The organism is Bacillus sp. J41TS8 (assembly GCF_018333035.1).
Taxonomy (GTDB): Bacteria; Bacillota; Bacilli; order Bacillales; family Bacillaceae; genus Bacillus; species Bacillus paralicheniformis.
The window spans coordinates 154,426-168,697 of the sequence record NZ_BORF01000012.1; the positions used below are offsets into that span (position 1 = coordinate 154,426).

Genomic DNA, 14,272 nt, shown 5'->3' on the forward strand with positions numbered 1-14,272 from the left:
TTTATTTTCCTAAGCAAAATTGAGAGAAGAGCTGGTCGATCAGGCTTTCGTGTACAGCATCGCCAATGATCTCTCCGAGAACTTCCCAGCATCTTGTTAAATCAATTTGAACCATATCGATCGGGACATCGTTTTCGATGCCCTCCAATGCGTCAGTAATGGCGCGCTTCGCCTCATGCAGCAGTGAGATGTGCCTTGTATTGCTGACATATGTCAAGTCGCCGCTCTCGATCGTTCCTGTGAAAAATAGCGATTGAATGGCTTCCTCCAGCTCATCAATCCCTTCCTCTTTCAATAAGGATGTCGTGACGACAGGCTGGTTCCCCGCCAATTCCCGAACGCGATCAAGATCAAGTCTTTGCTCAAGATCGGTCTTATTGACGATGACGATGATGTCCATGCCCTTCGTTGCTTCAAAGAGCTTGATGTCTTCTTCCGAAAGGGTCTCACTGTAATTGAGGACAAGCAAAATCAAGTCAGCTTCTTTTAATACCTGTCTTGAACGTTCAACGCCGATTCGCTCGACGATGTCTTCGGTCTCGCGGATCCCAGCTGTATCGACAAGACGCAGCGGCACGCCTCTGACATTCACATATTCTTCAATGACATCCCGCGTCGTACCCGGAATGTCCGTTACAATCGCTTTTGTCTCATGGACGAGACTGTTTAAAAGCGAGGACTTGCCGACATTTGGCCGCCCGATGATAACCGTCGAGATGCCTTCTCTTAATATTTTACCCTGCTCTGAAGTCGTCAGCAGCGCCTCGATTTCCTTTTTGACCTTTGTCGCCTTTTCAATCAGCATCTTATGGGTCATTTCTTCGACATCATCGTATTCCGGATAGTCTATATTCACTTCAACATGGGCCAACGTTTCAAGAATCTCGGCTCTCAACCGTTTGATCAGTGAAGACAGCCTTCCTTCCATCTGATTCATGGCCACATTCATAGCGCGGTCTGTTTTGGCCCTGATGAGATCCATGACAGCTTCAGCCTGGGAAAGATCGATTCTTCCGTTCAAAAAGGCTCTTTTCGTAAATTCCCCCGGTTCCGCAAGGCGCGCTCCCTCTCTCAAAACGAGCTGAAGCACCTGGTTGACGGTTACAATTCCGCCGTGGCAGTTGATTTCTACAATATCTTCCCGCGTAAAAGTTTTCGGCGCTTTCAGTACCGAAACCATGACTTCTTCCACGACTTTTTCCGTTTCAGGATCAACGATATGACCGTAGTTAATCGTATGTGAATCGACGGAACTCAGCCTTTTCCCGCGAGGTCCTTTATATACTTTATCGGCGATCGCAAGAGCCTCAGGGCCGCTCATCCGGACGATCGCAATCGCCCCTTCTCCCATCGGCGTTGAAATCGCAGCGATGGTATCCATGGCTTTCACCTCTCTTTTTCATTCCTCTATCTATTATCCCCATTTGTCCGGGTCATCTTCCAAACATCGTATATGGATGAAAAACTTTTATTGTAATCAAAATTTAAAGATATCATAGTTTCAATTGAAGTGGAAGTGACTTGAACCGTTATCCACAACCGTTCTAAGCCATCATTACTTACTTTAACTTATCCACATGTGAATAACAATTAAATTTCATTTTCATCAACAGCTTACACTGAAAAAACTAAAGCTTAAACCGATTTGGTCTGCATTTATCGATTTTGCAACAGCAAAAAACCGAAGCCCCAATTTTGGGAACTTCGGTTTTCATGTTATTTTTTATATGAGATGACAAGGTGCCGGTTATGGTCTTCTCCGGTAGAATAAGTTTCGATATGCTGCGAGTAGCCCGCAAGCGTATCATGGATGACTTTGCGCTCACTGGAAGGCATCGGCTCCAGATGAATGTCTTTTTTCTGCCTGGCCGCCTGGTCAGCAAGCTTCAATGCAAGCTGAGCGAGTGTTTCCTTCCGCTTTGCGCGGTATCCCTCGGCGTCAACCACCGCTTGGATATATCTGTCGGAATGACGATTGAGCACGAGCTGCGTCAGCGTTTCAAGGGCATTTAAAGTTTGTCCTCTTTTTCCAATTAAAAGGGCTGTTTTATCGCCTTTTAACTGAAAAACCACTCGTTTTGACTCCTCTTCTGCCGTCACCTGGGCTTGTATTCCCATATTCGAAATCACATTTTCCAAATACTGTTTTGCTTCTTTAACCGGGTCTATTTTTTCCCGAATGTTCACGACTGCAGACCGATGACCGAAAATGCCGAATAATCCCTTTTTTCCTTCATCAACTACGTCGACTTCGACATCATCTGCATGAAGGCCCAGCTGTTCAAGCCCGGATTGCACTGCTTCATCGACGGTACGTCCAGTAGCAGTCAGTTCCTTCACTTTTTCTTACCTCCGGATTTTTTTCCTCCGGCTGCCGCTTCCTGCCTCTCTGCCTTTAAATCAGGCCCTTTGATAAAGAAGGTTTGAGCAATCATGAATAAGTTACCGACTACCCAGTACAGGGAAAGAGCCGCCGGGAAACTGACCGCAAATACAACGATCATGATCGGCATCAGCCAAAGCATCATCGCCATCTGCGGATTTTGTTGCGCTGTTCCCGCCATCATCAGCTTTTGCTGAATGAATGTGAACACACCGGCGAGAATCGGCAAAATGAAATACGGATCACGCTCCCCAAGGTCAAACCATAAAAAGCTGTGTTCTGCGATTTCCCGCGTTCTCATAATGGCATGATAGAATCCGATTAAAATCGGCATTTGAATTAAGATCGGGAAACATCCGGCAAGCGGGTTAACCCCGTGCTTCTGCATGAGAGCCATCGTTTCCTGTTGAAGCTTCTGCTGCGTTTTTTGATCTTTAGAACTGTATTTTTCGCGAAGTTTTTGCATTTCAGGCTGGAGAGCCTGCATCGCTTTCGAACTCTTCGTCTGCTTGATCATCAGCGGCAAAATTAAAAGTCTGATTAAGATCGTGACGATGATAATCGCGAGTCCGAAGTTTTCATTCGTTAAATTTGCTACATACGTGATCAGCTGTGACAGCGGGTATACGATATACGTGTTCCAAAACCCTTCGCTTTCTGCAGTGATCGGCTGGTTGATTTCCGTACATCCAGCTAACAGCACGATAACGCCGATCATACTGAACAATAATAAAATTCGCCTCTTCAACAATATTTCCTCCTAAATCTTCATTCTTCAACCGGTGTTATTCGGTTATGACCATTAAAAAGACATACTTTCTCGTATTTTATCATCTTTCTCCCCGAATGGGCGACGACATTTTTCAGGAGCTAAAGGAAGCGCTTAAAAATGAGGGCCATAACATCTTTTTAACCCGGACTATGATGGCTGATTCGGTTTTTTCCGGTAGACAAACGACTTTCTGAAAAGGTGCTGCAAACTTTTTTTCGTCTCTTCATATGACAATTCAGCTGCAGGCTTTCTTGCGATGATAATGTAGTCATTTTCTTGTTTTAATAGATCCCGCTCTTCCTGGATGACCTGGCGAATCAGCCGCTTTACCCGGTTGCGCACGACTGCGTTTCCAATTTTCTTGCTGACCGACAGTCCCACCCGAAACTCTTTCGCCTCAGGCTGGTGAAGCACATATAAAACATATTGCCGGTTTGCCATCGATTTGCCTTTTTTAAATACTTTTTGAAAATCTTCATTTTTCTTTAATCGATTTCGCTTTTTCATATCTTCTTTCACTCCGATAACAAGCTGGCAAATGGGCCTGGTCATTCCTCTATGTAAAAAAGACCACTGACATTATTCAGTGGCCTAAGCTGATAATACTTTTCTTCCTTTGCGGCGACGACGTGCTAATACAAGACGTCCATTTTTAGAACTCATACGGCTGCGAAAGCCATGAACTTTGCTGCGCTTACGGTTATTTGGTTGAAATGTTCTTTTCATGTATGACACCTCCCTCGAGGAATAGCTGTTAAAGACAGTCTAATTTATTATATTGGGATGAGCAGTTCATTGTCAACTTCGCTCACACATTTCTTTTTTGCACCATAATAGGATAACACATATCAATTTTCTTCGAAAGCCTAATTTCACTTTTCCTCAATTTTAGCTTAAAAGATTTTTTTGGAAGCGGGAAAATGGGATGAACGAAGCGAAAAAAAAAGCCAATGTGGATATCTTTCGCCTCGTTTTTTCTATCCACAGTCATTATCGACAACATTTTCACAAAACTAACCGTTGTGGACAATATTTCTTCAACAGTTTGTATAGTGTGTGGATAAGTTCCTCGCAACCATTGCAACCACTCGCTTATTCTGATATTATATTTGTGTTTTAACTCTTGATAACAAATTGGCTGCCCATCCATTATCCACAAACTGTGGATAAGTTGTGGAAAGTTTTTTCACAGGGTGTGCAGAAATTTGTCCACATCTTGTGAAGAATGTCGAAAAGACGTTTTTCTACTATATTATATGTTTTCAACATTTCATTAACGAATGGACTCATCCATTTGCTCTTTTTTTGTGTTCTATAACAGGTTGGACGAGCAAATATTGCTGGTAAAGGAGGGACGAACCGCCATTATGAAAAACATATCGGATCTTTGGAATCAAGCTTTGGGGCAGATCGAAAAAAAATTGAGCAAGCCCAGCTTTGAAACATGGATGAAATCGACAAAGGCCCATTCATTGCAGGGCGATACGCTGATCATCACCGCACCGAACGAGTTCGCCAGAGACTGGCTTGAATCAAGATACCTGCACCTGATCGCCGATACGATCTACGATCTGACAGGAGAAGAATTGAGCATTAAATTTGTCATTCCTCAGAATCAAAATGAAGAAGATTTTATGCCTAAGTCTCCAATCAAAAAAATGTCGAAAGAAGAACCGGCTGATTTTCCGCAAAACATGCTGAACCCCAAATATACATTCGATACGTTCGTTATCGGTTCAGGAAACCGATTCGCCCATGCGGCGTCTTTGGCAGTGGCCGAAGCCCCGGCGAAAGCTTACAATCCGCTGTTTATTTATGGGGGAGTCGGACTTGGAAAGACTCACTTAATGCATGCGATCGGGCACTATGTCATCGATCACAATCCATCTGCAAAAGTGGTTTATTTGTCATCTGAGAAATTTACAAATGAATTCATTAACTCGATCCGTGACAATAAAGCTGTCGATTTTCGCAACCGCTATCGAAATGTTGACGTTCTTTTGATAGATGATATTCAATTTTTAGCCGGAAAAGAACAGACGCAAGAGGAATTTTTCCATACGTTTAATACGCTGCATGAAGAAACAAAGCAGATCGTCATTTCCAGCGACCGGCCTCCAAAAGAGATCCCAACGCTTGAAGACCGTTTGCGCTCCCGTTTTGAATGGGGATTGATCACAGACATCACGCCTCCTGATCTAGAAACAAGAATTGCGATTTTAAGGAAGAAAGCAAAAGCAGAAGGACTTGATATCCCGAATGAAGTCATGCTTTATATTGCCAATCAAATCGACAGCAATATCAGGGAGCTGGAAGGGGCATTAATCAGGGTTGTCGCATATTCTTCCCTGATCAATAAAGACATCAACGCCGATCTGGCTGCTGAAGCTTTGAAAGATATCATTCCGTCTTCAAAGCCGAAAGTCATTACGATCAAAGACATCCAAAGAATCGTCGGCCAGCAGTTCAATATCAAGCTGGAGGATTTCAAGGCGAAGAAACGGACAAAATCGGTGGCTTTTCCGCGGCAAATCGCTATGTATCTATCAAGAGAAATGACAGATTCTTCTCTTCCAAAGATCGGCGAGGAGTTTGGCGGACGCGACCACACGACGGTCATCCATGCCCACGAAAAAATATCAAAACTGCTGAGCGATGATGAACAGCTCCAGCAGCATATTAAAGAAATTAAAGAGCAGCTGAGATAAATGGTGAGCGGGAAAGTGTGAATAACTTGAACATAGCCTTACACAGTCTGTCCACATGTGGATAGGCTGTGTTTCCGTTCGTTTTTAGCACTTATCCACAAATCCACAGCCCCTACTAGTACTTCTGCTATTTTTATAAAACATAATAATTAATAGATTTCCGCAAGGAGGATGATTATGAAGTTTACAATTCAAAAAGACCGCCTAGTCGAAGGTGTCCAAGATGTGTTAAAAGCCGTTTCTTCAAGAACGACGATTCCGATCTTAACCGGTATTAAAATCGTGGCCTCTGATGAAGGTGTCTCTCTGACAGGCAGCGATTCCGATATTTCGATTGAATCGTTTATCCCAAAAGAAGACGGCGATTTAGAGATCGTGACAATTGAACAGCCCGGCAGCATTGTGCTTCAAGCGCGTTTTTTCAGTGAAATTGTCAAAAAGCTGCCGATGTCAACGGTGGAAATCGAGGTTCAAAATCAATACTTAACGATCATCCGCTCCGGCAAAGCAGAGTTTAACTTAAACGGTTTGGATGCAAGCGAATATCCGCTTTTGCCGCAAATTGAAGAGCATCACGCTTTTCAAATTCCGACCGATCTGCTGAAAAACTTGATCCGCCAAACCGTTTTTGCAGTGTCCACCTCAGAAACACGCCCAATCTTGACAGGTGTAAACTGGAATGTCGCGGACGGTGAATTAATATGCACTGCGACGGATAGTCACCGTCTGGCGCTAAGAAAAGCTAAGCTCGACATTAACGAAGACAATTCTTACAATGTCGTCATCCCAGGAAAAAGCTTAACCGAGCTGAGCAAGATCCTTGATGACCATCAGGAGCTAGTCGATATTGTGATTACCGAAACACAAGTGTTATTTAAAACAAAAAACGTGCTGTTTTTCTCCAGGCTGCTTGACGGAAACTATCCGGATACAAACCGCCTGATTCCTCAGGAAAGCAAAACGAACCTGATCGTCAATACAAAGGAATTTCTTCAGGCGATCGACAGGGCTTCGCTCTTGGCGAGAGAAGGACGAAACAACGTGGTGAAACTTTCCGCAACCGCCAATGAGTCGATCGAAATTTCTTCAAACTCTCCGGAAATCGGAAAGGTTGTCGAAACGGTGAATGCCGAGCAGATTGAAGGGGAAGACTTAAAGATATCCTTTAGTCCGAAATATATGCTGGATGCCCTTAAAGTTCTTGAAGGAGAGGATATTCACGTGAGCTTCACGGGCGCTATGAGGCCTTTTCTGATCCGTACGCCGAATGACGATTCAATCGTCCAATTAATTCTTCCTGTCCGGACGTATTAATTTGTTGGAATAGAAAGTTGCCGGCTGGTCCGGCAGCTTCTCTTATTTTTCGGGAGAAAAGCGCTCTCGCCCTGCCTTGGTTGTTCATACCGCAAGTTTCCCCTTTCCTTCTTTCCCTGTTTTTTAGTACAATTAGATATTAGTGATATTGAAAGAGGTCGATATAATGACAAAGACGGTGGCTATTGATACAGAGATGATTACCCTCGGCCAGTTTTTGAAATTGGCGGATGTCATTCAGTCCGGAGGAATGGCAAAATGGTTTTTATCGGAATATGAAGTACTCGTCAATGACGAGCCGGATAACCGCCGCGGACGAAAACTGTATGTCGGAGATGTGGTGACGATTGAAGGATTCGGTTCATTTCAAGTCGTCGGCTAAAAGCAGGTGGTATTGATTGTATATCCAAAATCTTACATTATCATCTTACCGTAATTATGAGCGCCTTGACCTTCAATTTGAAAACAAAGTGAATGTGATTATCGGAGAGAACGCTCAAGGAAAAACGAATTTGATGGAAGCGATCTATGTGCTTGCGATGGCGAAATCCCATCGGACGTCAAATGATAAAGAACTCATACGATGGGATGAAGACTATGCTAAAATAGAAGGCAGGGTCATTAAAAAAAACGGTTTTGTTCCCATTCAGCTCGTGATTTCCAAAAAAGGAAAAAAAGGTAAAGTCAATCATATTGAACAGCAGAAGCTGAGCCAGTATGTCGGGGCTGTCAACACGATTATGTTCGCGCCGGAGGATTTAAATCTTGTAAAAGGAAGTCCTCAGGTCAGAAGAAGGTTTCTCGATATGGAAATCGGCCAAGTATCACCTGTCTATCTTCATGACCTTTCTCTTTACCAAAAAATCCTTTCACAACGGAATCATTTCCTGAAACAGCTTCAAACGAGAAAGCAAACCGACCAAACGATGCTTGACGTGCTGACGGAACAGCTTACGGAATTCGCGGCAAAGGTTGTGATGAAACGGCTTCAGTTTGTCGATCAGCTTGAAAAATGGGCTCAGCCCATTCATTCCGGAATTTCAAGAGGTCTGGAAGAGCTGACGTTAAAGTATCATACGTCTCTTCACGTATCAGATTCGCCCGATTTGTCGAAAATGATCAATAGTTATCAAGAAACGTTTTCTAAATTAAGAGATAAAGAAATAGAACGGGGGGTATCTCTGTCAGGTCCCCACAGGGATGATGTTCTCTTCTACGTCAATGGCCGTGATGTGCAGACTTACGGATCGCAGGGCCAGCAGCGAACGACTGCTTTGTCGCTTAAATTGGCTGAAATCGATTTGATTCAGGAAGAGATAGGAGAATATCCGATTCTGCTTTTGGATGATGTTTTATCAGAGCTGGACGACTATCGGCAGTCTCACTTGCTCCACACCATTCAAGGCCGTGTTCAAACATTCGTAACAACGACAAGCGTTGATGGAATTGATCATAAAACCTTAAACGAAGCGGAAATCTTTCGAGTTGAAAATGGCACGCTATCGGACTGAGAAAATGGGGTGAGGGATTGTATATCCACTTAGGTGACGATTTTGTCGTCTCAACGCGTGAAATTGTGGCTATTTTTGATTACAAGGCAAAGACGTCGCCGATTGTTGAAGAGTTTTTAAACAAGCAAAAACAGCAGATTGTCTCTTCTAACAGCACGCCGAAGTCAATTGTTGTCACATTACAATCGATTTATTTTTCTCCTTTAGCCTCAGGCACGTTGAAAAAACGGGCGCAATCCAAGCCGGAAATCGATTCATAAAAGAATCTTAACTATAAATTTATTATGTTTGAAGAAAAGTGTAGGTGAATGTGCGTGGCAATGGAACAGCAAAATAATTACGATGAAAATCAGATACAGGTTCTAGAGGGATTGGAAGCCGTGCGGAAAAGACCCGGAATGTACATCGGGTCGACAAGCGGCAAAGGTCTGCACCATTTAGTATGGGAAATTGTCGATAACAGCATCGATGAAGCATTGGCCGGTTACTGCACTGAAATCAATGTCGAAATTGAAAAAGACAACAGCATCACTGTAAAAGACAACGGACGGGGGATTCCGGTCGGTATTCATGAGAAGATGGGCCGTCCCGCTGTAGAAGTCATCATGACAGTCCTGCACGCCGGAGGAAAGTTTGACGGAAGCGGATATAAAGTTTCAGGCGGTTTGCACGGCGTCGGTGCATCTGTTGTTAACGCCCTTTCAACCGAGCTCGATGTAACGGTTTACAGAGATGGAAAAGTCCATTACCAGGAATTTGAACGGGGCGTTCCGAAAGCTGATTTGAAAGTCATCGGAGATACGGAAGTGACGGGAACGACCACTCACTTCAAGCCTGATCCGGAAATATTCACGGAAACGACGGAATACGACTATGATACGCTTGCCACTCGTGTCCGGGAGCTCGCTTTCTTGACAAAAGGCGTCAAAATCACGATTGAAGACAAGCGAGAAGGAAAAGAACGCAAGAATGATTACTGCTATGAAGGCGGTATTAAAAGCTATGTTGAACACTTGAACCGTTCACGGGAAGTGGTTCATGAAGAGCCAGTCTATATTGAAGGATCCAAAGACGGCATTACGGTCGAGGTGGCTCTTCAATACAACGACAGTTATACCAGCAACATTTATTCGTTTGCCAATAACATTCATACGTATGAAGGCGGAACGCATGAAGCCGGCTTTAAGACCGGTTTGACGAGAGTCATCAATGATTACGCGAGAAGGAACGGTGTCTTCAAAGAAAGCGATCCGAACTTAAGCGGGGAAGACGTCCGTGAAGGTTTGACAGCGATCATTTCAATCAAGCATCCGGATCCTCAATTTGAAGGGCAGACGAAAACAAAGCTTGGCAACTCAGAAGCGCGGACGATAACAGATGCGCTATTTTCAGAAGCGCTCGAAAAGTTTCTGCTTGAAAACCCGGATTCGGCGAAAAAAATCGTTGAAAAAGGGGTTATGGCCGCCAGAGCACGAATGGCTGCAAAGAAAGCACGCGAACTGACGCGCAGAAAAAGCGCCCTTGAAGTGTCGAATCTGCCGGGGAAACTGGCTGACTGTTCTTCTAAAGACCCGACGATTTCCGAACTTTACATCGTTGAGGGTGACTCTGCGGGCGGATCGGCAAAACAGGGCCGCGATCGTCATTTCCAAGCCATTTTGCCTTTGAGAGGGAAAATCTTGAACGTCGAAAAAGCACGCCTGGACAAAATTTTGTCCAACAATGAGGTTCGTTCTATGATCACCGCGCTTGGCACCGGGATCGGGGAAGATTTCAATCTTGAAAAAGCCCGCTACCACAAAGTCGTGATTATGACGGATGCCGACGTCGACGGTGCCCACATCCGAACGTTGCTGCTGACCTTTTTCTACCGCTACATGAGACAGATCATCGAACAAGGATATGTCTACATCGCTCAGCCGCCGCTTTACAAAATACAGCAGGGGAAACGCGTTGAGTATGCGTACAATGACCAGCAGCTCGAAGAAATTCTAAAAGAGCTTCCGCAAAATCCGAAGCCAGGCCTGCAGCGCTATAAAGGTTTGGGCGAGATGAACGCGACACAGCTTTGGGAAACGACGATGGACCCTGAAACGCGGACATTGCTTCAAGTAACGCTCAAAGATGCGATCGATGCGGATGAAACCTTTGAAATGCTGATGGGCGACAAGGTTGAGCCTCGCCGCAACTTTATCGAAGAGAATGCCCGATATGTAAAGAATTTGGATATTTAATGATTGTAAGACCTTATTTTCGCTTAATTGAAATAAGGTCTTTTCTAGAATGAGCCTTTGGCGCTCTAGTCATTTGATGTGTATAAAATCAAGATTATTGATATAATGGAGAATAGCCTAATTCGTTGAAGAGTATAAATTACAAATCTACTCCCACACAACTCATGTAGATTCTCCAGGGAGGTTTTTTAATGAGTGAACAACATAAGCCCCAAGTTCAGGAAGTCAATATCAGTCAGGAAATGCGCACATCTTTTTTAGACTACGCAATGAGTGTTATTGTTTCCCGCGCTCTTCCGGACGTAAGAGACGGTCTGAAGCCGGTGCACAGAAGAATATTGTATGCGATGAACGACCTTGGGATGACAAGTGATAAGCCGTATAAAAAATCCGCGCGTATTGTCGGCGAAGTTATCGGTAAGTACCACCCGCATGGTGATTCTGCTGTTTACGAAGCCATGGTCAGAATGGCGCAGGATTTTAACTATCGGTACATGCTCGTTCAAGGCCACGGAAACTTCGGTTCTGTCGACGGCGACTCGGCTGCGGCCATGCGTTACACAGAAGCGAGAATGTCTAAAATATCAATGGAAATTCTGCGCGACATCAATAAAGACACAATCGATTACCAGGACAACTATGACGGATCGGAAAAAGAGCCGGTTGTCATGCCCGCGAGATTTCCAAACCTGCTTGTCAACGGAGCGGCCGGTATTGCTGTAGGTATGGCCACAAACATTCCGCCGCATCAGCTCGGTGAAGTCATTGACGGGGTCTTGGCGGTCAGCAAGAACCCTGAAATCACGCTTCCGGAATTGATGGAAATCATTCCTGGACCTGATTTCCCAACAGCAGGGCTGATCTTGGGGAGAAGCGGCATCCGGAAAGCCTATGAAACAGGCCGGGGATCCATTACGCTTCGAGCCAAAGCTCAAATCGAAGAAACATCTTCCGGTAAACCGGTAATCATAATTACGGAAATACCGTATCAGGTGAATAAAGCTAGGCTGATCGAAAAAATCGCCGATCTAGTGCGCGATAAGAAAATCGACGGCATTACGGATCTCCGCGATGAATCAGACCGAAACGGAATGCGCATCGTCATTGAACTGAGAAGGGACGCAAACGCTAATGTACTGTTAAATAACTTGTACAAGCAGACCGCTCTTCAAACATCATTCGGCATTAATCTTTTGGCGCTTGTTGACGGACAGCCGAAAGTATTGAGCTTGAAGCAGTGTCTAGAGCATTATCTTGACCATCAAAAAGTCGTGATCAGAAGGCGCACGGCATTCGAGCTTCGCAAAGCGGAAGCGCGGGCCCATATTCTTGAGGGCTTGAGAGTGGCGCTTGATCATCTTGATGAAGTTATTTCCCTAATTAGAAATTCGCAAACGGCTGAAATCGCAAAAAACGGATTGATTGAGAAGTTTTCTTTGACCGAAAAACAGGCCCAAGCGATTTTGGACATGCGTCTTCAGCGTTTAACAGGACTGGAACGCGAAAAAATCGAAGAGGAATATCAAGGTCTTGTTGAGTTGATTGCCGAGTTAAAAGCCATCTTAGCAGACGAAGAAAAGGTTCTTGAAATCATTCGGGAAGAGCTCACAGAAGTTAAAGAGCGCTTTAATGATGAGCGCCGTACGGAAATCGTGACATCAGGCCTTGAAACGATTGAGGACGAAGATCTCATCACGCGCGAGAATATCGTTGTGACTTTAACCCATAACGGATATATCAAACGTCTGCCTTCTTCCACTTACCGCAGCCAAAAACGGGGCGGGAAAGGCATTCAGGGCATGGGGACAAATGAAGACGACTTCGTTGAACACCTGATTTCAACATCCACCCATGACACCATTCTCTTCTTCTCAAATAAAGGGAAGGTGTACCGTTCGAAAGGATATGAGATCCCTGAATTCGGACGGACAGCAAAGGGAATACCGATTATTAACCTGCTTGAAGTGGAAAAAGGAGAATGGATCAACGCGATTATCCCGGTAAGCGAATTTGATGACGAGTCTTATTTGTTCTTCACGACAAGACACGGAATATCAAAACGCACGCCGCTTTCCCAATTCGCGAATATCCGCAATAACGGATTGATCGCCTTAAGCCTCCGCGATGAGGATGAATTGATGGCCGTCCGCCTGACAGACGGAAATAAACAAATTATTATCGGCACGAAAAACGGTCTGCTGATCCGTTTCCCTGAAACAGATGTAAGGCAAATGGGAAGAACAGCAGCCGGTGTTAAAGGCATCACTCTGACAGATGACGATGTTGTCGTCGGCATGGAGATTTTGGAAGAGGATTATCATGTGCTAATCGTAACTGAAAAAGGCTACGGAAAACTGACGCCGGCTTCAGAATACAGGGTTCAAAGCCGTGGAGGAAAAGGGCTGAAAACCTGCAAAATCACAGAAAATAACGGCTCTCTTGTGACAGTGAAAGCAACAACAGGAGAAGAAGATTTAATGATCATCACAGCCAGCGGCGTGATCATTCGGATGGATATTAAAGATATTTCCACAACCGGCCGCGTCACCCAGGGCGTGCGTCTTATCCGATTAGGTGAACAAGAGCATGTTGCGACTGTCGCTTTAGTTGAAAAAGATGAAGAGAACGATACAGAAGAACAGGAAGCAGACGAATCATAAAAACATGCAGCCAAATGGCTGCATGTTTTTCTATTCAATCTTTCAAATAAGATCTTTTCATCAGAAAGATGATGTGCTATAATTTCTTTTGGTCGCTTATAAAAGCAACAACAAAAACTTTCCCGAAAAAAAGTATTGACCGCTTGTCTCATAAATGTTATATTTAAGTGGTCGCTTTGAGAGCGGCAACGAAGTTCTTTGAAAACTAAACAAGACAAAACGTACCTGTTAATTCATTAAATAAATCGCACATGCGAGTGTGCGTAGTCATTATCAAACTTCATGGAGAGTTTGATCCTGGCTCAGGACGAACGCTGGCGGCGTGCCTAATACATGCAAGTCGAGCGGACAGATGGGAGCTTGCTCCCTGATGTCAGCGGCGGACGGGTGAGTAACACGTGGGTAACCTGCCTGTAAGACTGGGATAACTCCGGGAAACCGGGGCTAATACCGGATGCTTGATTGAACCGCATGGTTCAATTATAAAAGGTGGCTTCGGCTATCACTTACAGATGGACCCGCGGCGCATTAGCTAGTTGGTGAGGTAACGGCTCACCAAGGCAACGATGCGTAGCCGACCTGAGAGGGTGATCGGCCACACTGGGACTGAGACACGGCCCAGACTCCTACGGGAGGCAGCAGTAGGGAATCTTCCGCAATGGACGAAAGTCTGACGGAGCAACGCCGCGT

General features: G+C 44.7%; 12 protein-coding genes and 1 rRNA gene. 8 read left to right on the top strand and 5 right to left on the bottom strand.

Annotated elements, in window-relative coordinates:
* Nucleotide 1: 1 nt before the first annotated feature.
* The 5 genes from mnmE to rpmH all read right to left on the bottom strand — a co-directional run bounded on the left by mnmE (nucleotide 2) and on the right by rpmH (nucleotide 3,881).
* A complete protein-coding gene (gene mnmE, locus KI350_RS16605) occupies nucleotides 2-1,381 on the bottom strand; it encodes a tRNA uridine-5-carboxymethylaminomethyl(34) synthesis GTPase MnmE (protein ID WP_020453653.1) in 1,380 nt (459 codons plus the stop codon).
* A gap of 335 nt (nucleotides 1,382-1,716) precedes the next feature.
* Nucleotides 1,717-2,340, bottom strand: a complete 624-nt coding sequence (gene jag, locus KI350_RS16610) for an RNA-binding cell elongation regulator Jag/EloR (protein ID WP_003178050.1) — start codon at nucleotides 2,338-2,340, stop codon at nucleotides 1,717-1,719.
* A complete protein-coding gene (gene spoIIIJ / locus KI350_RS16615; RefSeq protein ID WP_095291183.1) occupies nucleotides 2,337-3,137 on the bottom strand; it encodes a YidC family membrane integrase SpoIIIJ in 801 nt (266 codons plus the stop codon). The genes jag and spoIIIJ overlap by 4 nt, the downstream gene beginning before the upstream one ends.
* Before the next feature lie 165 nt (nucleotides 3,138-3,302).
* Nucleotides 3,303-3,662 (bottom strand): ribonuclease P protein component, encoded by a 360-nt coding sequence (gene rnpA / locus KI350_RS16620; protein WP_020453656.1) that lies wholly within the window; start codon nucleotides 3,660-3,662, stop codon nucleotides 3,303-3,305.
* A gap of 84 nt (nucleotides 3,663-3,746) precedes the next feature.
* Complete coding sequence (gene rpmH, locus KI350_RS16625) at nucleotides 3,747-3,881, bottom strand: 50S ribosomal protein L34 (protein WP_003178075.1); 135 nt, start codon at nucleotides 3,879-3,881, stop codon at nucleotides 3,747-3,749.
* A 641-nt stretch (nucleotides 3,882-4,522) separates the two neighbouring features.
* Between rpmH and dnaA the strand changes: the two genes are divergently transcribed.
* From dnaA to KI350_RS16665, 8 genes are all read left to right on the top strand, one after another.
* Nucleotides 4,523-5,863 (top strand): chromosomal replication initiator protein DnaA, encoded by a 1,341-nt coding sequence (dnaA, locus tag KI350_RS16630; protein ID WP_023856797.1) that lies wholly within the window; start codon nucleotides 4,523-4,525, stop codon nucleotides 5,861-5,863.
* A 177-nt stretch (nucleotides 5,864-6,040) separates the two neighbouring features.
* Entirely contained in the window at nucleotides 6,041-7,177 is a 1,137-nt protein-coding gene (dnaN, locus tag KI350_RS16635; RefSeq protein ID WP_065643453.1) for a DNA polymerase III subunit beta, read from the top strand.
* Between the two features lie 166 nt (nucleotides 7,178-7,343).
* On the top strand, nucleotides 7,344-7,559 hold the full coding sequence (gene yaaA / locus KI350_RS16640; protein WP_003178084.1) for a S4 domain-containing protein YaaA: 216 nt from the start codon (nucleotides 7,344-7,346) through the stop codon (nucleotides 7,557-7,559).
* 16 nt (nucleotides 7,560-7,575) lie between these two features.
* The gene (gene recF, locus KI350_RS16645) at nucleotides 7,576-8,688 is read left to right on the top strand and encodes a DNA replication/repair protein RecF (RefSeq protein WP_025810489.1); all 1,113 of its coding nucleotides are present in this window, start codon (nucleotides 7,576-7,578) and stop codon (nucleotides 8,686-8,688) included.
* 17 nt (nucleotides 8,689-8,705) lie between these two features.
* A complete protein-coding gene (gene remB, locus KI350_RS16650) occupies nucleotides 8,706-8,948 on the top strand; it encodes an extracellular matrix regulator RemB (protein ID WP_023856795.1) in 243 nt (80 codons plus the stop codon).
* A gap of 60 nt (nucleotides 8,949-9,008) precedes the next feature.
* A complete protein-coding gene (gyrB, locus tag KI350_RS16655) occupies nucleotides 9,009-10,922 on the top strand; it encodes a DNA topoisomerase (ATP-hydrolyzing) subunit B (RefSeq protein ID WP_031305110.1) in 1,914 nt (637 codons plus the stop codon).
* A 191-nt stretch (nucleotides 10,923-11,113) separates the two neighbouring features.
* Nucleotides 11,114-13,582 carry a DNA gyrase subunit A gene (gene gyrA / locus KI350_RS16660; protein ID WP_023856793.1) on the top strand — a complete coding sequence of 823 codons (2,469 nt, stop codon included), beginning with the start codon at nucleotides 11,114-11,116 and terminating at the stop codon, nucleotides 13,580-13,582.
* A gap of 279 nt (nucleotides 13,583-13,861) precedes the next feature.
* A 16S ribosomal RNA gene (locus tag KI350_RS16665) occupies nucleotides 13,862-14,272 on the top strand; the annotation flags it as partial.